Here is a 20,346-nt window from a genome sequence, read left to right as displayed (position 1 = left end):
TTCGACCCGTGGGTCTTCCAGCGTTGAAAAAACTTCCTGTAAACTCAAGGCCACTGTTTGCTCTCCAAAATGCTCAGTATCTCTGATTTTTATGACAATTTATATGCGCTTGCCCTGTACCCAGAAGTTACTCTATGTTGTCAGGCAAAATATCCGTATAAAATAAGGAACTTTTTCACAAGCAGATTGTTTATAAGAAGATAACCTTCGGTTTCGGTTATTGATTTTTTGGGCGAGGCTTAATGCCCTCCAAGCTATGGATCTAAAACATACAATTGGACTATGTCAGAACAAAACAGCAATAGAAATACCACGCAATCGTCGTTAATAAGGCTGAAAACCTATATTAATCAAGAAATTATCGGTCAGGATGTGCTTGTTGAAAGAATGCTGATCGGCTTGCTGGCCGATGGCCATATTCTGGTTGAGGGTGCGCCGGGCCTAGCCAAAACGAGAGCGATCAATATATTGAGCAAGGGCATCCAAGGCGACTTTCATCGCGTGCAGTTCACGCCGGACCTGTTGCCGGCTGACTTGACCGGCACTGAAATTTACCGCCCTCAACTAGGCAGCTTCGAATTTCAAAAAGGGCCTTTATTCCATAACCTGATTCTGGCCGATGAAATCAACCGCTCGCCGGCCAAAGTGCAGGCCGCTCTGCTGGAAGCCATGGCCGAGCGCCAGATAACGGTCGGTCAGGCAACCTATCCGTTGCCGCAGCTGTTTATGGTGATGGCGACGCAGAACCCTATCGAGCAGGAAGGCACTTATCCGCTGCCCGAAGCGCAGCTGGACCGTTTTTTACTGCATGTCAAAATCGATTATCCGAAACCGGAACATGAAAAAAGCATCCTGCAGCTGGCCCGAAACGAAGCCCGGCAGGGGGCGGCAAAAGACAGCGCCAAATTTGAGCCTATTGATCAAAAGACCTTGTTCGATGCCCGCAATGAAGTGCTGGATCTCTACATGGCCGACAGCCTTGAAGACTATCTGCTGCAAATCGTGCTGGCGACGCGCAATCCCGGCGCCTATGGCAGAGACCTGGCCGGCTGGCTGCAATACGGGGCGAGTCCCCGAGCCAGCATCGCGCTGGACCGTTGCGCCAGGGCCAAGGCTTGGCTAGCGCAACGCGATTTTGTCAGCCCCGAAGATATTCAGGACATGGCATTCGATGTCCTGCGCCACCGCCTGATATTGTCATACGAAGCCGAGGCCGAGGGCATCACAACCGATCATTTCATCAAAGAGCTTATTGCCAGAGTTGCCGTACCTTGATGTTGTTCAGTAAACGGGCAGGCGATGCCCGACAGTCATCCGACGAGCTGGTTTCCGTATCGCTCAAAACCCTGATCGATCTTGCCAAGCCTGCGGCCGGCTTGAGCCTGCAACATGCCTCGATACGCTCGGCGCAGAGCGGCGGCTATGTCTCGCGCTTTAAGGGGCGAGGCATGGAATTTGACGAAGCGCGGCTTTACCAGCCCGGCGACGACATCCGCAGCATCGACTGGCGCGTGACGGCCCGTACCGGCAAGCCCCACACCAAGCTGTTCCGTGAGGAGCGCGAGCGGCCGATATTCATTTCCGTCGATAAACGGGCCGCCATGCATTTCGCGACGCGCGGCGTCTTTAAATCGGTAATGGCGGCCAAGCTGGCCGGTTTGCTGGCCTGGACGGCGCAGCATCACGGCGACCGGATCGGCGGCCAGATCTTTTCCGATACGGCCTGCCGCGAATTGAAGCCGCAGAACGGCAAGCATGCGGTATTGCGGTTTCTGAATGCCTTGGTGCAGCCGGCAGACCAGTCGGCTGATGCCATAACGCTGGAGCACGTGCTGGCCCGTTTGACGCAGCATGCCCGCCCAGGCAGCCGCGTCTATATCATCAGCGACTTTCGCGGCATGAATGACAAAGCTGAAACGCATCTGTTAAAGCTATCACAGCATTGCGATGTGGTCCTGGTCATGGTCTTCGATCCTTTGGAAAGCGCACTGCCCGCCAAAGGCCGCTACCGGTTTACCGATGACAGCCGCGATGTGGTCGTAGACGCCGATTCCGGTGCGGCTGTGCAATATCAACAGCGCTTCGCCTTGCGCCAGCAGCGCCTTAACCAGTTGGCCCAAAGCAGAGGCTTGGCTTTCATGCAATGCAGTACCGGTGATGATCCCGTGCAACGTTTAAGATATTTGTTAGGGCATCGATAAATGGAACCCACGCAACTTCCGCTAAGAGATATACACATGCCGGAAGCCATAGGCTGGTGGCCGCCGGCTATGGGCTGGTGGCTCGTTGCCATACTGGCGCCTTTGCTGATTTTTCTGCTGGTCTGGCTATACAAGCGCCTGACCCGCAAGACTGCCATCAAAACCGCAAAAAAAATACTGGCGCAAATCAAGCAGGACAAGACGCTTGACAATCATGGAAAACTGGTCGCGCTTTCCGTGCTGGTCCGGCGCGTGGCGATCAGCGTAGCGCCCAGAGAACAAGCGGCCGGTTTAACGGGGCAGGCTTGGCTGGCTTACCTGGACAGCTCGGTCAAAGGTTCGCCTTTCAGCGAAGGAGTCGGCCGGCATCTGAGCGATGCGCCTTATCGCAAGCTGCAACTGGCCGATGCGGACATTCCACAATTAATCAGTCTTTGCGAAGACTGGCTTAAAGCTCAAGTAAAAAAATGATTCATTTCGAATGGCCCTGGCTGCTCAGCCTTTTACCATTGCCCTTACTGATACGCTGGCTGCTGCCGGCCCATAAACCGGTCGAGCAGGCTGCACTGAAAGTCCCGTTTCTGGACGATTTTTCCGAAGGCGACGCGCGCGTCATTTCCCAAACCGGGCGCTGGCCGTTCCTGGCGGCGGCTATCGCCTGGATTTTACTGATCGCAGCCTGCACGCGGCCGCAATGGCTGGGGGAGCCGATCGAGCAGGCCGTCAGCGGCCGGGATCTGATGCTGGCCGTGGATTTATCGGGCAGCATGGAAGTGCAGGATTTCGTTATCAACAGGCAAGCCGTGGACCGGCTGACGGCGACCAAATGGGTGGCCGGCGATTTCATCAACCGGCGCGTCGGCGATCGTATTGGACTGATCCTGTTCGGTACGCAGGCTTATTTGCAGACGCCTTTGACTTTCGACAGGAAAACGGTCATGACTTTACTGGATGAATCGGCGATCGGGCTGGCCGGCGACAACACCGCGATCGGCGATGCGATCGGGCTGGCCGTCAAGCGCCTCAAGAACCAGGAGGTCAACAGCCGGGTACTGATCCTGATGACGGACGGCGCGAACACCGCCGGCGAAGTATCGCCGTTGAAAGCGGCCGAGCTGGCTGCCGAAAACCAGTTAAAAATCTACACGATCGGCATCGGCGCCGATGAAATGCTCGTGCGCAGCTTCTTTGGCGCTCAAAAAGTCAACCCGTCCCAGGATCTCGATGAAAAAACCCTGACGGCCATCGCCGAGAAAACCGGTGGCGTTTATTTCCGGGCCAGAAACACCGACGAGCTCAACAAGATCTATCAATTGCTGGATCAGCTGGAGCCGGTGGAAAAAGACAAACAATACTTCAGGCCCAGAAGCGAACTGTATTATTGGCCGCTGGCCGGCGCGCTGCTGCTGGCGGCCGCGATTGCACTGTCCCGCGTGAGGTTGTCATGAATCTAGCCGAATTTCACTTCATCAGGCCTTACTGGCTGCTGGCTTTGATACCTTTTGGCGTAATGCTGGTTTTGATGCTGAGGAGCAAACTCAGGCAAGGCAACTGGTCGGCAGTGTGCGATACCGCTTTATTGCCCTATCTGCTGCAGGAAAAGGCGGTCGGGCAAAGCCGCTGGCCTTTGGCGGCAGGCGCCGTCGGCGCTTTGCTGGCGATCATCGCGCTGGCAGGCCCGACCTGGGAGCGACAGCCGGCGCCGGTTTTCCGTAATGATTCGGCACTGGTCATCGCCCTGGATCTTTCCCTGTCCATGGACGCGGCCGATATCAAGCCTAGCAGGCTGACTCGCGCGCGCTATAAAATCGCCGATATCCTGAAACAGAGAAAAGACGGCCAGACCGCGCTGCTGGTTTATGCCGGCGATGCTTTTACAGTCACGCCGCTGACCGATGATACCGACACCATCGCCAGCCAGCTCGAGGCGTTAAACACCAACATCATGCCCAGCCAGGGAAGCAATACGGCCATGGTTCTGGAAAAAGCGCTGGAACTGTTCAGACAGGCGGGTTTGCAGAAAGGACAGTTATTGCTCGTGACCGACGGCGTCGCTGTCGATGAAACCCTGCCGGCGGTGAAATCGCTGGGCAGTTATCGGCTCTCGATATTGGGTGTCGGGACGGCCGAGGGGGCGCCGATCGCGCTGCCGGACGGCGGCTTTTTAAAAGACGAGCAGGGCGATATCGTGGTCACTAAACTGAATGCCGATGAATTGGCGAAACTGGCGCAGGCAGGACACGGCATCTTCCAATCGATAACTGCCGATGACAGCGACATTGATACCTTGCTGGCGGCGCTGGACAAGCCCGTGCGGCAACAGGGCGCCGAGAAAAAGAAGGGTTCGCTGGATCAATGGCAGGATATGGGCCCCTGGCTGTTATTGCTGGTTCTGCCGCTGGCGGCGCTGACGTTCAGAAAAGGCCTGCTGTGCTGGGCTTTGTTGCTGCTGGCGCCGCTGCCGAAAAACAGTTATGCCCTGGATTGGCAGGATCTATGGCGCACAAAAGACCAGCAGGCGCAGCAGGCGTTTCAACAAGGCGATTATGAAAAGGCAGCGCAACTGTTTGAAAGCCCGGACTGGAAGGCGGCCGCGCACTACAAATCCGGAAAATATAATGAAGCGCTGGCAAGCCTGAGCAATACCGGCACGGCCGACAGTTTTTACAATCAAGGCAATGCCCTAGCGAAGACAGGCCAGTTAGCTGAGGCTTTAAAGGCTTACGAACAGGCATTGAAAATAAATCCCGATGATAAAGACGCTCAATATAACAAGGAAATCGTCGAGAAAGCCTTGAAAGAGCAGAAGCAGAATCAACAACAGCAACAAGACGATAAACAGCAGCAGTCCAAGGATGACTCGCAGCAGAAAAAAGACCGCGACCAATCGGATCAATCCGGCGATCAGCAGAAACAGGGCAATGAGTCTGATCAGCAGCCGTCGGACAAACAGCAGCAATCAAAAGATCAGCAGCAACAAAACAAGCCCGAGCAAAAACAGCAGGACGCTGAAAAAAGCCAGCAGCCCGGCCAGCAGCAGAAGGACGATGCGCAGCAGCAAGCCGCTCAACAGTCAGAGCAATTGCCGGCTGAAGCCAAGGATGAAAGGGCTCAGGCCAATGAACAATGGCTCAATCGAATTCCTGATGATCCGGCAGGCCTTTTGAAGCGCAAATTTTTGTACCAATACGGCGAGCGGGAGCGGCAATCAGGCAGCAGACCCCGGTCGGGTTCAGGCGCTGTCTGGTAAACAGCGTGACTGAGGCAATTCTTGTACCGCTACACCATTCAAATTCGTGATGAACATGAGATTACTGAAATTATTAACAGCTAGTCCTTACCGAACAGCTCTGATTTATCTGTTATTGCTACTGAATGCGCCGTGGTTGTCGGCGGCGGAAATCAATGTCGCGGTAGACCGCAGTTCGGTCAATCTCAACGAATCCTTTCAGATCACGTTTACGGCCACCGATTCGCCGGACGATGACCCCGATTTCACGCCGCTCGAACAGGATTTCGAGATATTGGGCCAGAGCCAGAGCACTCACTCGTCATGGGTTAACGGCAAATCCAGCAAAACCATTCAATGGGTACTGCAAGTCATGGCCAAACACGCCGGCAACCTGACCGTGCCGGCCGTGCAGTTCGGCGATGATGTGAGTCAGCCAACAACCGTGCAGGTAACCGAAGGCGCATCCACTAAAGATGTGCCTGCCAACAGCGATTTGTTTCTGGAAGTTGAGGCGTCTCCTGAATCCCCTTATGTGCAATCCCAGGTCCTCTATACCATGCGTTTGTATCGCAGGGTCGAAATTTCGCAGGCCAGCCTCAATGAGCCGGAACTGGCCGATGCCGTTATTGAAAAACTCGGCGACGACAGCAATTACAGCACGCAGGTCAATGGCGAGGATTATTGGGTGACCGAACGCAAATATGCGATTTTTCCGCAGAAAAGCGGCCGCATGACCATCAAGCCTTTGGAGTTGACGGCGCAGGTCGTGACAGCGACCCGCCCCAGCTTCGGCGGTTTCTTTAACTCGCGAATGACCAAAACCCGGCGCGTGGCCTCCCAATCGGTAACGCTGGATGTCAAACCGGCTGCATCGTCTTTTACGGCACAGCGCTGGCTGCCGGCCGAACAACTGCAGCTGAACCAGGAGTGGTCGGGTGATTTCGAGCGCATGAAAGTCGGAGAGCCGCTGACGCGCACCTTGAAGCTCCTGGCAAAAGGCGCCATGGTCAGCCAATTGCCCGAGCTGAGCAGCACCAAAACGCAGGATCAGTTAAAAAGCTATCCAGATCAGCCGGTGCTTAAGGAACAGAAAAAAAGCGACGGCGTGCTTGCCTTCCGGGAGGAAAAAATAGCCTTGATTCCGTCAAAAGAGGGCAGTTATACACTGCCGGCCATCGAAGTGCCCTGGTTCAATACCAAGACTCAGCAGATGGAAGTCGCCAGAATTCCGGAAACGACGATTCATGCGGTTGCCGCGGCAGGCGCGCAGGCAGCCGCTCCGGTCCCGGCCAAGGCGCCGGTTGAAGCGGCGCCAAAGCCTGAATCGATTGTGCCGGCGCCGGTCGGCCAGGCCCAGCAAAGCAATATATGGCTGGGGGTTTCAGGATTTCTGGCTGTAGGTTGGCTGGCGACGCTGGTTTATTTTCTTTCCCGGCGGCCTGCAGAAAAGCCCGTGCCGCAAGCGGTTGCTACTGAAGTGAACTTGAATGACAGCATTAAAAAATTAAAGCAGGCCTGCAGCGATAACGATGCCGTGGCCGCCAAGGATGCTCTGTTGGATTGGGGGCGGCAAAAATTTGACGCCACGAATCTCGGCGCCGTCGCATCCTGTTGCGATGCGCGGTTAAGGGATGAAATCCTGCTGTTGAATCAGACGCTGTATGGCAAAGATGCGGGCCAGTGGCAGGGGAAAAGACTGTTTCAGGCGTTCAGCGAGAACAAAGCCCGGGAGAGAATTTCGCAAGCGGCGGATTCTGGTCTGGAACCGCTTTACCGCCTGTGATTTATTGGGCTTTGAAATATTCCAGCGCCATGAACAAGGCGGCAATCGAGCGGGCCTCCGTACATTCGCCCGTGGCTAACAGGGCATTGATATCGCTCAATTTCCAGGGAATGACTTCCAATTCTTCGGGTTCGTCGCCGGGCAGTTTTTCGGCATACAAGTCCTGGGCGATGATGATTTCGGTCATATGTTCCAGGTAAGACGGGGCGACGGAAAAAGAGCTCAAATGGTGCAGGCTTCTGGCGCCGAAGCCGACTTCCTCTTTAAGTTCCCGGTTGGCGGCCTCAAGAAACGATTCGCCGGCATCGGTCTTGCCTTTCGGCAGGCCTAGTTCATAACGGTCGACGCCGGCCAGGTATTCCCGGACCAATAAGACAGTATCGGCATCGAGCATGGGCACGATAAGCACGGCGCCGCCGGATTTGCCCCGGGCCAGGCGTTCGTAATTGCGCTGAACGCCGTTGCTGAATTGAAGATCAAGGGATTCAATGCGGAATAAACGGCTTTTCGCGATTGTAGTCTTATTGAGGATGGTGGGTTTTTTAGCCATTTTGCAGTTTAACTGAAATATTTTTTGTAAATATAACGCACTCTCATGATCGATTGGAACAAAATTGACACGGTATTGCTGGACATGGACGGTACGCTGCTGGATTTGAATTTCGATAATCATTTCTGGCAGGAATTCGTGCCGCTGAAATTCGCCGAGAAGCAGGGCATAGCGATTGCGGAAGCCAAGCAACTGCTGGCGCCGCGCTTCAAAAGCATGGAAGGCAAACTGGAGTGGTATTGCCTCGATTACTGGAGCGAGACGCTGGAGCTCAATATCGCCGGATTGAAAGCCGAAATAGCGGAGCTGATCGCGGTATTGCCGCATGTCGTCGAATTTCTGGAAAAGGTCCATCAGTCTCGGCACAAGGTTTTACTGGTCACGAATGCGCATCAGGACAGTCTGGGGCTGAAAATGGAGAAAACCTGCCTGCACCGGTTTTTCGATGACATCATCAGTTCCCATACGCTGGGTTTTCCTAAGGAACATGCCGAATTCTGGCACCGGCTGCAGCGGCAGCAGCCGTTTGAAAAACACAACACGCTGCTGATCGATGACAGTCTGGCGGTTTTGAATGCCGCCAGGCAGTTCGGGATAGAACACCTGATTTCGGTCAGCAGGCCCGATACGCAGCTGCCCAAAAAGGAGATAACCGATTTTCCCGCTATAGAGGATTTTCGGGAGCTGATGGCCGGGCTTTAGGACGGCGCGGGTGCGGCTTTTTTGGGGCGGGGCGCTTTTCCTGTGCCGGCGGCTTGCTTTTCCGTTCAGGTTTAACGACTTCGGCGGCTAACAGATCGGCGGTAATGGCCTTGATCGGCACTTTCTGGCCGATATAGGCTTCGATATCGGGCATGGAATAGGCGTATTCCTCGCAGATAAAGCTGACCGCTTCGCCGCTGGCGCCAAAGCGCGCGGTCCGGCCGATTCGGTGCACATAATCCTCGACATCCTGCGGCAGATCGTAATTGAAAACGTGCGAGACGTCGGGAATGTGCAGACCGCGGGCCGCGACATCGGTCGCAATCAGCAGCGTGATCCGGTTTTCCTGAAAGTCATTGAGCAGGCGCTGGCGTTTTTCCTGCGGCACATCGCCGCTCAGGGCCGCGGTCTTGTAGCCGTTGGCATTGAGGTAATCATCCAGTTGCTCGGCGCAGCGTTTGGTATTGACGAAAATAATGCTGCGCTGCGGCTGGTATTTGTTCAAAATACCCAGCAACAGCGGGATTTTTTGTTCGTTGGACGGACAAAATGCGCTTTGCTGTATGGCCTTGGACGTGACTTCTTCGGTCTCTATGCGTATCAGGACCGGATTGTTCATGTGTTCGTAAGCCAGTTCGGTCACTTTATAGGATAAAGTCGCCGAAAACAGCATGTTCAGGCGCTTATCGGGCGGCGGCATGCGCCGCAGCAGATAGCGTATGTCCTTGATAAAGCCCAGATCGAACATGCGGTCGGCCTCGTCCATGACGGAAACCTGCACATTGTCCAGCGTAAAGGCATTCTGTCTGTAAAAATCGATGATGCGGCCGGGCGTGCCGATAATGATATCGACATTCGACTTCAGGCTGTCGAGCTGTTTCTGATAATCGGTGCCGCCATAGATGAGCCCGATTTTCAGGTTGAGGTGCTTGCTCAGCAGCCGCGCATCTTTATGAATCTGAATGGCCAGTTCGCGTGTCGGCGCCAGAATGATGGCTCTGGGATTTTTTATCTTTTCGCTGGTGTCATTGATCAGGCGCTGAAAAGTGGCTAGCAGAAATGTGGCGGTTTTGCCGGTTCCGGTTTGCGCCTGACCTGCCACATCTTTATCTCGCAAGAGTAGGGGCAGAGCTTTATCCTGTATCGGCGTGCAGTGATCAAAGCCGGCCTCTTTTAGACCTTGCAGGATAGAGTCGGACAATTCCAGGTTGCTGAAGCGGGTATTTGTTAAATGTGTCTTATTCATAGAGCTATAGCATAACGTAAAAAGCCTGTCAGCTGAAATTGATTGACAAATTAACGCCATCCCTCCTATAGTCTTAGCTTTTAAATTTTGGAGAAATAGTGTGAGCGACTTAGTCCTTCATGTAAATGATGGTGATTTTAACGAAACTGTTATTAAAGCGGACGGTCCCGTGCTAGTTGATTATTGGGCTGAATGGTGCGGACCCTGCAAAATGATTGCACCGGTTCTGGATGAAATTGCCAAAGATTACCAAGGTAAATTAAAAGTTGTTAAACTGAACATCGACGAGAACCAGAAAACGCCGGCAGACTATGGCGTACGCGGCATTCCGACATTGATGCTGTTTAAGAACGGCGAAGTGGAAGCCACTAAAGTCGGTGCATTGACAAAATCACAACTTGCTGCCTTCATTGATAGCAATATATAAATGAACCTTGACCCGGACCCGTCGCAAAAAACCTTGAACGGGTCCGGGTATTTTAGTTATACTTATCGGGTGCCGCGTCAGGCGCTCTCAAATATCGCCCGATAAACTACATCCCTAACATCTAATCCTATCTTGCTTAGTTACGGTCCATACCGTATACCCTTGAGTCATCTTTTATGAATCTAACCGAGTTAAAACTAAAACAAATCAGTGAAGTTATTGAAATAGCCGAGTCATTGGGCATTGAAAACGTTGCCAGAACCCGAAAACAGGACTTGATCTTTGCTATTCTGAAGAAGCAGGCAAAAGGCGGCGAAGATATTTATGGCGATGGCGTTCTGGAAATTCTGCAGGATGGTTTTGGTTTTTTACGCACTCCGGGATGTTCTTATTTAGCGGGCCCCGACGATATTTATGTCTCGCCCAGTCAAATCAGGCGATTTGCTTTAAAGACCGGCGATACCATCAGCGGCAAGATCAGGCCGCCTAAAGACAACGAGCGTTATTTTGCGATGCTCAAAGTCGAACAGATCAATTTTGAATCCCCCGAAAACACCAAAAACAAAATTCACTTCTCCAACCTGACCCCTCTATTTGCCAATCAGCGTTTTGTTCTGGAAAAAGGCAACGGCACCAGTGAAGATTTAACCGGGCGCATCATTGATCTCATCGCACCTATCGGCAAAGGCCAGCGCGGCTTGATCGTGTCGCCGCCGAAAGCCGGTAAGACCATGATCCTGCAAAGCTTGGCGCAATCCATCGCCGAAAAGAATCCCGAGTGTTACCTGATCGTATTGTTGATCGACGAACGTCCTGAAGAGGTTACGGAAATGGAGCGCTGCGTGCGCGGTGAAGTCATTTCGAGCACCTTCGATGAACCGGCAACCCGTCACGTACAGGTCGCGGAGATGGTGATTGAGAAGGCGCGCCGTCTGGTAGAGCATAAATACGATGTAGTCATCTTGTTAGACTCGATTACACGGCTAGCTAGAGCCTATAACACGGTGGTTCCGTCTTCAGGCAAGATATTGACCGGCGGTGTCGATGCGAACGCATTGGAAAAGCCAAAACGCTTTTTCGGCGCGGCGCGCAATATCGAGGAAGGCGGCAGTTTGACGATCATCGCTACGGCGCTGGTCGATACCGGTTCCCGAATGGACGAGGTGATCTATGAGGAGTTCAAAGGCACCGGCAACATGGAACTGCACCTGGATCGCAAGATTGCGGAAAGACGTATTTATCCGGCTATCAATATCAACCGTTCCGGTACGCGCCGGGAAGAATATCTGGTCGACCCTGATTCATTGCAGAAAACCTGGATACTGCGCAAAATCCTGCAGCCGATGGATGAAACGGCCGCTTCCGAATTCCTGATCGGCAAGCTGAAGGATTTCAAGACCAATTCTGAATTTTTTGAATCGATGAAGCGCTGATTCGGCGAGAGCGGATAGATCAAATGTGCAACATCATTTATGTTACACATTTGACAGGCTTAATCAGGACTTGGGCGGCACGTAGCCTTCAGGCATGTCGGTGTTGCCCTCAAACAGAAACTTCCTTCTTTCTTCTGCTAAAAAGGCTCTGGCTTTCGGATCGAAGCTGGCCAGCTTGTATTCATTGATCAGCATGGTCTGTTTGCTTAACCATTGCTGCCAGGCCTGTTTCGATACTTTTTCAAATATTTCCTGACCTTTAGGCCCTGGAAAGGGCGGTGCATCTAAACCTTCGGCTTCTATTCCCAATTTAACGCACTTAACCATTCTAGTCATCGTTGTCCTCGATAGTGGATTGTTGCAATAGCAGCTTGATCGGCGCCGCTATCCCTAAGTTGTGAGTTTGTCCGGCTTTATACCAGACAGTTCGACTGGCTTCCATCACAATATTAGTAGGGTTATCGGTTTCAATAATTAGCGGCGTGAAATCCAGATGGTAATGGGAAAAGGTATGGCGCCGCTTGGCCATTGGTTTCTGGTTAATGATGGGCATGTTTCTCGCTGAACACCAGCCGACAGCCGTCTCGATACTGTCGAATTCAGGCAGGCTCCACAAGCCGCCCCAGATGCCGGCAGGCGGCCTTTTTTCCAGTAGTATCCGGTTAAGGCTATCACGCAGCAATAAAAACACCCGGTGTTTGACCGGCAGGGATTTCGCGGGTTTCGGCGCCGGGAAGGCGGCGATATTATCGGTCAGCCGGGCCAGGCAATTATCCTTGAGCGGACAGGCATGGCAGGCAGGCCTGCTGCGCGTACAAAGGGTGGCGCCCAGATCCATCATGGCCTGGGTGTAATCGGCGACCCGGTCCTGGGGCGTATAATGGGCGCTGAGCAGCCACAGTTCCTTGCTGACGCTGCTGTTGCCTGGCCAGCCGGGCACGGCTTTGAATCGTGCCAGCACCCTTTTTACGTTGCCGTCCAGGATAGGATGGCTTTTCCTGAAAGCGATGCTCAGTATGGCGCCGGCTGTCGATCGCCCTATGCCCGGCAATGCGACAAGCTCATCCAGCGTGTCGGGAAAACGGCCTTTCTCGGCAACCAGCTGCGCCGTTTTATGCAGATTGCGGGCGCGGGCGTAGTAGCCCAATCCCGACCAGAGATGCAGCACGTCATCGACAGGCGCCTGCGCCAGACTTTCTATATCGGGGAATCTTTCGGTAAAGGCGTTGAAATAGCCGATAACGGTCGCAACCTGGGTCTGTTGCAGCATCGTTTCGGAAAGCCAGATGCGATAAGGCGTAATGTCTTTCTGCCAGGGCAGGTCTTTGCGTCCGTGCCGGTCAAACCAGTCGAGGATGTTTTGTTGGAAAACGGATGGGGTCATATCAGAAAATGCGTTTTAACAGATCGCTGGCGCCGGGGCCTAATTTCTTGTCGAGTTTGTCCAGCAGCTTCTGCTTTTTCTCTTCGATTTTGGCCTTATTTTCTTCCGTCAATAAGGAGGAGGGGTCCACGGTGTAAGAGGGCTGGCTGAACGTGCCGCCAAAATTGATGGCGACTGTCATTTTTTCGGCTTGCTGGCCATTGGCATCGGGCGATTTCAGCAGCGTAGCCTTGATTTTATAATCCAGCGCCTCGGTATTGAGATTGACGTTGCCCTTGCCATTGACACGCAATTTCGATGAGTGGGCGACAAGATCATTGTTGCTGAGCACGCCGTTGTTGATGGTTGCTGTGCCGGTCATTTCCGAAAACAGCGTCTGGTCATTCTTGTTGTCAGCCGGCAAAGGTGCGCCTTTGATCAAGGCTTTACTGTTGTCGATTATCTTCTGCAAATTAAAACCCAAGATGACACTGTCTTTGAACAGAAAGCTCAATTGACCATTAAGCGAGGATTTAATTTCATCCTTGTTATTGCCTTGCGCCTGCAGTTGGGCCGATGCATTGACGACGCCGCTCATTTTGGCTTCGCCTTTGTAGGCTTTTAACAGGGGCTCAACTTGAACGTGGCTGATTTTTTCATTGACTGCCAGCACAGGGAGCTTGTTGCGGACATCCAGGTTCAGATTGCCGGAATAATTGCCTTGATAAAACTGATTGACGCTCTGCTCTGTAGCTACAATGCCGTTTTTGGCGCTGAGTTTCAGATGGATGTCCTGCATGTTCAGATTGTTGATCTTCATTTGATGCAATGCCAATTCGCCGTTGGCGTTCAGTTTCCGCAAGGTTTCGACAGGCAGTAACGAAGCGGCCGCTGCCGTGGTGACTGCGGGACTGGCTATGGGTTTTGATTTTTTGTCAGTTTCTTTTTCTGGCGCCAGATAGCGGTCAGCATCGAGCGCATCGGCAGTCAGATTGAAAGCGATCGCGGGCTGACTGAAGTTATTGACTGAGGCCGAGCCGTTTATAGTCGTATCGTCCAGTTTAATGAGCAGATTTTGAAGATTGGCCGAGTCATCGTTGGCCTGCAGGTTGAAATTCATGGCCAGGCGGGTCAGGGCATTGGCATCGCGCATGATTGGCGGTGTTATCGCCAGTTGTTTCATGACCAGCATCGGATTAAATGGTTCGACAGCGACAGGTCCCTGGAAGGAAGGCTGCTCTTTGATCCGGGTGCCGGTGATATCGGCGGCGACTTTTAAATCGCCCGATTCAAGCCGTAATGTCGAAATTTTAAGGTCCTGCTTAGCCATGTTTAGCGATACGTCGGCTGCCTTCAAGGCCGCCGTCAGAGATTTGCCCGGAACTTTTTCGCCAGCTGTTGTGCTTTGCAGGTTGACGCCGGTTAATCGGAAGTTATCGAGTTTTTCGTTAACGGTTAAATCAGTGGTCAGCTTGATCGATTCAGACAGTTTAGCCTGGGCATTTACCACAGTCAGAGCCAGATCTACAGCAAAAGATTCATCAAAAACAATCTTGTCCGTATTGAGATTGATGTCTTTTATTTCCAGGTGTTTTCCGCTTTTCTGGTTGTCCCAATCAATGAAGGCATTTTTCAGGGTAATGCCGCCGATGGACAATAAAGTCTGCGCTTCTTCCGCTGGTTGGGCTTCTTGTGTGCCGCTGCCAGGGGCAGAGGGCTCAGGTTTCGTACCGATCAGGTCATGCCAGTTGTTGACGCCCTGTTTATTCTTGGCCAGGTTGACGGTCAGCCCTTTTAAAACGATGCGGTCGACTTCGATTTCTTTTGATAGCAGCGGCAGCAGTTTGACGTTGATATCGCTTTCCTGAATTTCGGCAAAGGGTTTGGCCTGAAAGCCTTCGGCATTACTCAGCGTCATTTTGCCCGTTGAGATGCCCAGCCACGGGAAAATCGACAGGTTTAAATCGCCTTCCAGCGTCAGTTCCCGGCCGATCCTGTCTTTAACAGCGGCTTGTATTTCGGGTTTGAAATCATTGGGATCGATAAAAATGAATAAGGCGCTGATGATGACAATGATCAGTAAAATCAGAGCCGCAAGTATCGAAAGGATGATTTTAAGCGATTTTCCCACGATTCTCTCCTAACTAAAAAAAGATATAATGATGATCTATTACAGAATATGATTGTCAGATTGGGTGCGGCAATGGGCTAAATTTTAGCCGCATCAGGTATGGTCATATTAGTCATAATAACTAAATTGAGGTTGGAAGATGTTACTATTAGCTAAATTATCCGGAATCGCGATACTTATTTGGTTTTTTTTAACGGCAAGAGAGCATGGCGAGCAGCCTGTCAAATGGGCCGTCATAGGGGTGATGGGGTATTGGATTACCTGGTGGGCCGTCAAATTATCCGTCGTTAACCTGCTGTCAGGGCTGGTTGCCAAAAGCGCGACAGGTACATTCCTGCTGACGCAGATACCGGCCATCGTAGGCATCTTCGCTGCGTTTCTGATCAGAAAGAAACTATTGGCTGATGCGGCAGCGGCACAAAAAAATTAACAGGCACAAAAAAGGCGCATTGTATCAATACAATGCGCCGTTATAAGACGAATTAACCGTTCTTACAGTTTTTCAGCATTTTTATCCAGATATTCCGCAACGCCGGTTGGGCTTGCATTCATGCCCGTGTCGCCTTTATTCCAGCCTGCCGGGCAAACTTCACCGTGCTCTTCATGGAATTGCAGGGCATCAACCATACGCAGCAGTTCGTCCATGTTACGGCCTAAAGGCAGATCGTTGACAACCTGATGGCGAACGACACCATTGCGATCGATCAGGAAAGTGCCGCGGTAGGCAACAGCGCCGTTGGCTTCCACGTCATAGTCTTTGACGATGGCATGAGACAGGTCGGCTGCCATTGTGTAACGGACAGGACCGATACCGCCTTTGTTGACCGGCGTATTGCGCCATGCGTTGTGAGTAAAATGAGAATCAATAGAGACGGCGATCACTTCTACATTGCGGCTTTTAAACTCATCGATGCGATGGTCTAAAGCGATCAGTTCACTTGGACAAACAAATGTAAAATCCAATGGGTAGAAAACCAAGACAGCATATTTGCCTTTAGTGGCCTCTGAAAAGCTGAATGCATCAACGATTTGGCCGTCACCTAACACAGCGGGAACTGTAAAATCGGGTGCTTGTTTACCTACTAGTACGCTCATCGATTATCTCCAAAAAACAATGAAAAACATAAGGTTATTAACTCGTCTTGAACCACTGAAAAAGTGGGATGAAATCATTCTACACTAAGTTACTCGGGAATTGTCTATATTGTTATGATTTTTACTTGCTTTTATTTGAACTTTAGCGATAATTTGTAATCATCAGCTTACAAAAATATAAGAAAAGCTTGATATTTCAAAGAGACAAAAAATTGGCGGCCTAACTTGGCTGTTAAATTTAATTAATAATTCGTTTGACGAGTTTAAATCCATGGCAAAACATAAACATATTACTGAGCCAGATGTGTTTGGTTTTCAGGTACGTATCGTAAGACGCGGCAAAGAGAGCAGCCGTTATTTTTCACATAAACTATGGGGGAATAAAGGTAAATCTTTAAAGGCCGCCATTACCTGGCGAGACCAAATGCTGGTGGTATTAAAGGGCAGCAAGACCCGCTTTCTTAAGCCGCCTAAAAATAAAACCACAACCGGTGTTACCGGCGTATCCAGAACCATCAAGTACGATCATAGAAAAGACAAAAGCTATTTGTGCTATACCGTCTTTTGGGTCAGCAACGGCAAGTCCAGAAACAAGACGTTTCAGGTCGGCAACATAGAAAAAGTAACGGCCGATGATGAGTTGCATGCCTTTCGGACAGCGCGGCTGTTTAGAAGCTGCTACGAATATGCCATCGATAACGATCTGACTTTTTATGACAGCAAATTCAATGGCTGGAAAAAAACACGTCTGTATGATGACGAGAATCTGAATGCAGTTCTGTAAGTTATCTTGAGCGATTGGTTTGCGGTTAATGCGAGCGGCTGATTTTCAACCCGCTCGCGTGCCTTGAAGCTTTTGCAAATAAACAGTGTCAAGCCTGAGGCTTTCTGTTTGAGAGAAAATCTCGACCATGTTTTTTAATTGGATAAGGCAAGCTGCAGTAATGGTGCACTGTTGCTGTCGGAACTCCGTCTATCATCTTTCTAATTCCCATTCATTGACAGCATCAAGCGCTGGTTCATTTTTGTCCATATTGTCTGATGTTATCTCAGTTGCTGACTGGCACTCGCTTGAAGAATATTATCTGTAACTGTGCTTTTCTTTGCAGTGGCGCTGATCCAGCGTATCTCTTTATTTGATAGCAAAAACTAACAAAAAGATGATAAAAACAGTTAAAATGAAAAGTTCAAAATTTGATCCAGTTATAAAGCCCTGGTTACCGCTCCCATGCAAACGAAATACAATACTGACGACTTGAGAATTTGTGCCACTAAAGAAGTCATTGCGCCTGTTCAAGTGCATGATGAAATGCCTATTACCGAAGCAGCGGCACAAACTACTCTGCGAGCAAGGGAAGATATTCACAAGATACTGGCCGGTCAGGATGACAGATTGCTGGTGGTGGTGGGTCCTTGCTCGATCCATGACACAGATGCCGCCAAGGAATACGCACGACGGTTGAAAGCGGTCAAGGATGAATTAAAAGACGATCTGGTGATCGTCATGCGGGTTTATTTTGAAAAACCCCGCACGACCGTAGGCTGGAAAGGCCTGATCAACGATCCGGATCTTGATTCCAGCTTTAACATCAATAAAGGTTTGCGGGTTGCCAGGCAATTATTGCTCGATTTGAATACTGCAGGCATCCCGGCGGCGACAGAGTACCTGGATTTGATTACGCCGCAATATGTCTCGGACCTGATTGCCTGGGGCGCCATCGGCGCACGGACCACCGAAAGCCAGGTGCACCGTGAGCTGGCTTCGGGCCTGTCCTGCCCGGTCGGGTTCAAGAACGCGACGGACGGCACGGTCAAGATCGCCATCGATGCGATAGGCGCGGCCATGAGCCCGCATCATTTCCTGTCGCTGACCAAGGCCGGGCATTCGGCCATCTTTTCAACCACCGGCAATGAGGATGTGCACATCATTCTCAGAGGCGGCAATGACGCCCCCAATTACGATGCCGTCAGTGTCGAAAAAGTGGCGGAAGCGTTGAAAAAAGCCAATCTCAGGCCGAATATCATGATCGATTTCAGCCATGCCAACAGCTTGAGACAATGCCAGCGCCAACTCATCGTGGGCGAGGATGTGGCTGGACAGGTTGCGAACGGCGATCACCGGATCATGGGCGTTATGATCGAAAGCCATCTCAAGCCGGGCCGGCAGGATGTGGTTGAAGGGCAGCCGCTCGCGTATGGGCAAAGCATTACCGATGCCTGCCTGGGCTGGGAAGATACGGTGCAACTTCTGAAGGATCTTGCCGTCGCGGTACAGAAACGCAGAACTATAGAGAATTAAGCCGGAGTTTATACATGATTGTTTATGTAAATGGCGAAACCCGTGAAATTGCTGAAGACTCGCATGTAGCCGATGTAATCGCCGACATGGGGTTGGCGGGTAAACGGATCGCCGTTGAATTGAATAAAGAAATTTTGCCGTTTGATCAACACGGCGCGCAGGTTTTACGGGCCAATGATCGCCTGGAAATCGTCCATGCCATTGGCGGCGGCCAGGATGACTCATTTGTTATCGCAGGCAAGGCCTATCATTCACGACTGCTGGTCGGCACCGGCAAGTACAAGGACCTTGAAGAAACCCGTCTGGCCATCGAAGCCAGCGGCGCCCAAATCGTGACAGTCGCCATTCGCCGCACCAATATCGGCCAGAATCCCGGCGAGCCGAATTTGTTGGATGTCATCTCACCGGACAAGTACACGATTTTGCCCAATACGGCCGGCTGTTATACGGCCGAAGACGCGGTAAGGACTTGCCGCCTGGGACGGGAATTGTTGGGTGGGCACAAGCTGGTCAAGCTGGAAGTGCTGGCCGACCAGAAAACCCTGTTTCCCGATGTGGCCGAAACCTATATTGCCGCTGAATTACTGGTTAAGGACGGCTTTGATGTCATGGTTTACACCAATGACGATCCGATTGCGGCCAAACGGCTCGAAGACATCGGCTGCGTGGCGGTCATGCCGCTGGCGGCTCCGATCGGTTCGGGTCTGGGGATACGCAACCCTTACAATATTCTGACCATTGTCGAAAACGCCAATGTGCCCATTCTGGTCGACGCCGGCGTCGGCACGGCTTCTGACGCGGCCATCGCCATGGAGCTGGGCTGCGACGGCGTCTTGATGAATACGGCCATTGCTGCGGCGAAAAATCCGGTAATGATGGCTTCGGCCATGAGGAAAGGCATCGAAGCCGGCCGTGAAGCTTTCCTGGCCGGCCGCATGCCCAGAAAGCGCTTTGCTTCCGCCTCATCACCGATAGACGGCCTGTTTTTCTGATTTGACGGGGTGGCAAAGCCCGCCCCGTGCAGTAATCCCGCATTATGCTTATATGATTTCTCCTGAACAAAATTTCCCGCAACGCATTCGCAGCTTTATCCGCCGGCAAGGCCGCATCACGCCGGGCCAGCAGCTTGCGCTGGATAATTACTGGGCCGTTTACGGGCTGGACCCGCAAGCCGATTATGACTTTGCCGAAGTTTTCGGACGCGATGCGCCTCTCTGTGTCGAGATTGGTTTTGGCAATGGCGAAAGTCTGGCCAAGATGGCCGCCGCCAATCCCGGGATCAACTACATTGGCATCGAGGTTCATCGGCCCGGTGTTGGGCATCTGATGATGCAGCTGGCAGAGCAGGGCATCAGCAACGTCAGGATCTATTGCCATGACGCCATAGAGGTTATAGAGCATAAGATGGCCGATCATAGTCTGGCCGGCGTGCACTTGTTTTTCCCCGATCCCTGGCCGAAAAAGAAGCACCATAAAAGACGCATTGTAAGGCCCAGCTTTGTCGATTTGCTGGTCAAGAAATTAAGGCCCGGCGGCTATTTTCATGCGGCGACGGACTGGCAGAATTATGCCGAGCATATGCTGGAAGTACTATCGGCGGAGAGCCGGCTGATAAACACTGCCGATAGCGGGATGGCGTATTGCGAGCGCCCCGATTATCGGCCGTTGACCAAATTCGAGCAGCGCGGCCTGCGCTTGGGCCACGGAGTCTGGGATCTGATTTTTAAGCGCGCTTAAAGTGCGATTTGCTTGAACCCGCTGCCACTCAGGGCAAGCGCATATAAATTGTCATAAAAATCAGAGATACTGAGCATTTTGGAGAGCAAACAGTGGCCTTGAGTTTACAGGAAGTTTTTTCAACGCTGGAAGACCCACGGGTCGAAC

General features: G+C 51.9%; 20 protein-coding genes. 14 read left to right on the top strand and 6 right to left on the bottom strand.

What is annotated here, in order from left to right:
• The first annotated feature begins 282 nt into the window (after window positions 1–282).
• From V2P20_RS00315 to V2P20_RS00290, 6 genes are read left to right on the top strand one after another with little or no spacing between them, the layout of a single operon-like run.
• Entirely contained in the window at window positions 283–1,275 is a 993-nt protein-coding gene (locus tag V2P20_RS00315) for a MoxR family ATPase (RefSeq protein WP_331814814.1), read from the top strand.
• Window positions 1,275–2,201: a DUF58 domain-containing protein gene (locus V2P20_RS00310; RefSeq protein WP_331814812.1), complete on the top strand. Its 927-nt coding sequence runs from the start codon at window positions 1,275–1,277 to the stop codon at window positions 2,199–2,201. Before V2P20_RS00315 ends, V2P20_RS00310 begins: the two co-directional genes overlap by 1 nt.
• The gene (locus tag V2P20_RS00305; protein WP_331814810.1) at window positions 2,202–2,672 is read left to right on the top strand and encodes a DUF4381 domain-containing protein; all 471 of its coding nucleotides are present in this window, start codon (window positions 2,202–2,204) and stop codon (window positions 2,670–2,672) included.
• The gene (locus V2P20_RS00300) at window positions 2,669–3,649 is read left to right on the top strand and encodes a VWA domain-containing protein (protein WP_331814808.1); all 981 of its coding nucleotides are present in this window, start codon (window positions 2,669–2,671) and stop codon (window positions 3,647–3,649) included. Before V2P20_RS00305 ends, V2P20_RS00300 begins: the two co-directional genes overlap by 4 nt.
• Window positions 3,646–5,451 (top strand): VWA domain-containing protein, encoded by a 1,806-nt coding sequence (locus V2P20_RS00295; protein WP_331814806.1) that lies wholly within the window; start codon window positions 3,646–3,648, stop codon window positions 5,449–5,451. Before V2P20_RS00300 ends, V2P20_RS00295 begins: the two co-directional genes overlap by 4 nt.
• 55 nt (window positions 5,452–5,506) lie before the next feature.
• Window positions 5,507–7,216, top strand: coding sequence for a BatD family protein (locus tag V2P20_RS00290; protein WP_331814803.1), 1,710 nt, complete (start codon window positions 5,507–5,509; stop codon window positions 7,214–7,216).
• 1 nt (window position 7,217) lies between these two features.
• Here V2P20_RS00290 and nudE read toward each other — a convergent pair whose 3' ends face one another.
• Window positions 7,218–7,766 carry an ADP compounds hydrolase NudE gene (nudE, locus tag V2P20_RS00285; protein ID WP_331814800.1) on the bottom strand — a complete coding sequence of 183 codons (549 nt, stop codon included), beginning with the start codon at window positions 7,764–7,766 and terminating at the stop codon, window positions 7,218–7,220.
• Window positions 7,767–7,811: 45 nt separating this feature from the next.
• Between nudE and yrfG the strand changes: the two genes are divergently transcribed.
• Window positions 7,812–8,468, top strand: a complete 657-nt coding sequence (yrfG, locus tag V2P20_RS00280; RefSeq protein WP_331814798.1) for a GMP/IMP nucleotidase — start codon at window positions 7,812–7,814, stop codon at window positions 8,466–8,468.
• Here yrfG and rhlB read toward each other — a convergent pair.
• On the bottom strand, window positions 8,431–9,714 hold the full coding sequence (rhlB, locus tag V2P20_RS00275) for an ATP-dependent RNA helicase RhlB (protein WP_331814795.1): 1,284 nt from the start codon (window positions 9,712–9,714) through the stop codon (window positions 8,431–8,433). The two genes, yrfG and rhlB, sit on opposite strands and share 38 nt — an antisense overlap.
• 100 nt (window positions 9,715–9,814) lie before the next feature.
• Here rhlB and trxA point away from each other — a divergent pair, with 100 nt between their 5' ends.
• On the top strand, window positions 9,815–10,141 hold the full coding sequence (gene trxA / locus V2P20_RS00270; protein WP_194968965.1) for a thioredoxin TrxA: 327 nt from the start codon (window positions 9,815–9,817) through the stop codon (window positions 10,139–10,141).
• A gap of 176 nt (window positions 10,142–10,317) precedes the next feature.
• On the top strand, window positions 10,318–11,574 hold the full coding sequence (gene rho, locus V2P20_RS00265) for a transcription termination factor Rho (protein ID WP_331814792.1): 1,257 nt from the start codon (window positions 10,318–10,320) through the stop codon (window positions 11,572–11,574).
• 63 nt (window positions 11,575–11,637) lie between these two features.
• On the opposite strand, the gene V2P20_RS00260 is transcribed toward rho, so the two are convergent.
• From V2P20_RS00260 to V2P20_RS00250, 3 genes are read right to left on the bottom strand one after another with little or no spacing between them, the layout of a single operon-like run.
• Window positions 11,638–11,910 carry an oxidative damage protection protein gene (locus V2P20_RS00260; protein WP_331814789.1) on the bottom strand — a complete coding sequence of 91 codons (273 nt, stop codon included), beginning with the start codon at window positions 11,908–11,910 and terminating at the stop codon, window positions 11,638–11,640.
• Window positions 11,903–12,958, bottom strand: a complete 1,056-nt coding sequence (gene mutY / locus V2P20_RS00255) for an A/G-specific adenine glycosylase (protein ID WP_331814786.1) — start codon at window positions 12,956–12,958, stop codon at window positions 11,903–11,905. The genes V2P20_RS00260 and mutY overlap by 8 nt, the downstream gene beginning before the upstream one ends.
• 1 nt (window position 12,959) lies before the next feature.
• The gene (locus V2P20_RS00250) at window positions 12,960–15,068 is read right to left on the bottom strand and encodes an AsmA family protein (RefSeq protein WP_331814783.1); all 2,109 of its coding nucleotides are present in this window, start codon (window positions 15,066–15,068) and stop codon (window positions 12,960–12,962) included.
• 139 nt (window positions 15,069–15,207) lie between these two features.
• Here V2P20_RS00250 and V2P20_RS00245 point away from each other — a divergent pair, with 139 nt between their 5' ends.
• A complete protein-coding gene (locus V2P20_RS00245) occupies window positions 15,208–15,498 on the top strand; it encodes a hypothetical protein (RefSeq protein ID WP_194968970.1) in 291 nt (96 codons plus the stop codon).
• A 62-nt stretch (window positions 15,499–15,560) separates the two neighbouring features.
• On the opposite strand, the gene V2P20_RS00240 is transcribed toward V2P20_RS00245, so the two are convergent.
• On the bottom strand, window positions 15,561–16,163 hold the full coding sequence (locus V2P20_RS00240) for a peroxiredoxin (protein WP_194968971.1): 603 nt from the start codon (window positions 16,161–16,163) through the stop codon (window positions 15,561–15,563).
• Between the two features lie 271 nt (window positions 16,164–16,434).
• On the opposite strand from V2P20_RS00240, the gene V2P20_RS00235 reads away from it, so the two are divergent.
• From V2P20_RS00235 to trmB, 4 genes are all read left to right on the top strand, one after another.
• On the top strand, window positions 16,435–16,947 hold the full coding sequence (locus V2P20_RS00235; protein ID WP_194968972.1) for a hypothetical protein: 513 nt from the start codon (window positions 16,435–16,437) through the stop codon (window positions 16,945–16,947).
• A gap of 444 nt (window positions 16,948–17,391) precedes the next feature.
• Window positions 17,392–18,462 (top strand): 3-deoxy-7-phosphoheptulonate synthase AroG, encoded by a 1,071-nt coding sequence (gene aroG, locus V2P20_RS00230; RefSeq protein ID WP_331814772.1) that lies wholly within the window; start codon window positions 17,392–17,394, stop codon window positions 18,460–18,462.
• A gap of 14 nt (window positions 18,463–18,476) precedes the next feature.
• Entirely contained in the window at window positions 18,477–19,454 is a 978-nt protein-coding gene (gene thiS / locus V2P20_RS00225) for a sulfur carrier protein ThiS (protein WP_331814769.1), read from the top strand.
• Window positions 19,455–19,506: 52 nt separating this feature from the next.
• Window positions 19,507–20,199 carry a tRNA (guanosine(46)-N7)-methyltransferase TrmB gene (gene trmB, locus V2P20_RS00220; protein ID WP_331814766.1) on the top strand — a complete coding sequence of 231 codons (693 nt, stop codon included), beginning with the start codon at window positions 19,507–19,509 and terminating at the stop codon, window positions 20,197–20,199.
• The last annotated feature ends 147 nt before the right edge of the window (window positions 20,200–20,346 follow it).

Origin of the sequence: Methylobacter sp. Wu1 (assembly GCF_036553575.1) — a bacterium.
Lineage (GTDB): Bacteria > Pseudomonadota > Gammaproteobacteria > Methylococcales > Methylomonadaceae > Methylobacter.
This window is presented reverse-complemented; position numbering and strand designations above follow the sequence as displayed.